The following is a 1,259-nucleotide window of genomic DNA, read 5'->3' on the forward strand; positions in this document are numbered from 1 at the left end:
CCACAACCGAAATCAAGAATCGCAGCTTTGGACAAATCAGAGCCATATAGTTTTTCGATCCTTTGCAATGTTTCCATGACATAGGTCTCCCCGGTAGCAAAAAACTCAGACAAACCTTTATCCGTGATTTTGTCAGACTTGTATTTTGGATCAGATAGCACCCCGTAATAAGGGTCCTCTTTTCCGAATTTTTTCCAGGTTTCTACAGTATTGGCCTTCATTTACTTTCTATTTTTAATGATTTTGGCAGGATTTCCGGCGACAATGCTGTAAGGGGGAACATCTTTGGTGACTATACTTCCGGCCGCTACTACCGAACCCTTACCCACAGTCACTCCGGCCAAGATCACCGAATTTGCGGCGATCCAACAATCATCTTCTATTTTGACAAAAGAGCGGGTCACTCCCTGTTCGATCATAGGCAGAGACGCATCAGAAAAATTATGGTTTTCGGAATAGATACTCACCCTTGGGGACATCATGACGTTGTCACCGATCTCGATATATCCCGAGCAGCCGATATAGGAATAAGGTCCGATGCTGCTGTTGTTTCCGACTTTCAATCCCACTCCAGCTTCTCCACCATATAAGTTGGTAGGCCGGATGATCGCATAACTCCCAATGGTAACCTTATCTCCAAATACCAAACCCTTTTGAGAAAGCCCATTGATCTCGCAATGGTCTTGGGCGATGAAATTCCTGCCGGCATGGATATAAGCTGCCTGCCTGATTGTGACATCCTTTCCGATCAAAAACAGCCCTTTGGCAGATCCAAACCTCCAACGAACCAACACTCCCCTAACCATCCAGATTCCCATCCTTAGCATTGCCCCAAGAGTGGAAAGGGTGTCCCATTCCGCTCCGAAGCGGTCGCTGAGGTCAATACCTGAGAGTTTGGAAATGGTTTTGCCGAGAAAATTACCCATTCAGAATTTCTTTAAATGCCTGTTCCAAAGATAGGAAAAACTTCTCCGTGGAAAATTCCTTCAACCTGATTCTCCCTTTTTCACCCAGTTCCTTTCTAAGTACTTCATCATCCACCAAAAGCTTCATGGACTGAAAAAGTGATTCAGAATCATTTTTTCCCAAAACCAATGCTGCATTTCCGGCAACTTCCATCAATGCTCCCTGTCTGGAAATAATCACCGGGAGTCCAAAAGAAAAAGCCTCCAAAACCGGCAATCCAAAACCTTCATTCGCTGAAGGGAAAACGTATGCCAAAGCATTTTTGAAATAAGAGGCCAGTTTTTCTTGGGCAA

3 protein-coding genes are annotated in these 1,259 nt (G+C 44.6%); all 3 read right to left on the reverse strand.

Translation table 11 applies throughout. From position 1 onward, the window contains the following. Positions 1-221, reverse strand: a 221-nt coding sequence (locus tag ACZFYI_RS20450; RefSeq protein WP_462525963.1) for a hypothetical protein, incomplete at its 3' end; no start/stop codon positions are given. Beyond that, positions 222-926, reverse strand: coding sequence for an acyltransferase (locus ACZFYI_RS20455; RefSeq protein ID WP_462525964.1), 705 nt, complete (start codon positions 924-926; stop codon positions 222-224). It lies immediately after the preceding gene. Continuing rightward, on the reverse strand, positions 919-1,259 hold a 341-nt coding region (locus ACZFYI_RS20460; RefSeq protein ID WP_462525965.1), incomplete at its 5' end, for a glycosyltransferase. The genes ACZFYI_RS20455 and ACZFYI_RS20460, both read right to left, overlap by 8 nt.

Source organism: Aquiflexum sp. (assembly GCF_977115555.1).

Bases quoted from the DNA above. Each gene is read 5' to 3' on its own strand.
- ACZFYI_RS20455 (WP_462525964.1), bottom strand. From the start codon at position 926: ATGGGTAATTTTCTCGGCAAAACCATTTCCAAACTCTCAGGTATTGAC.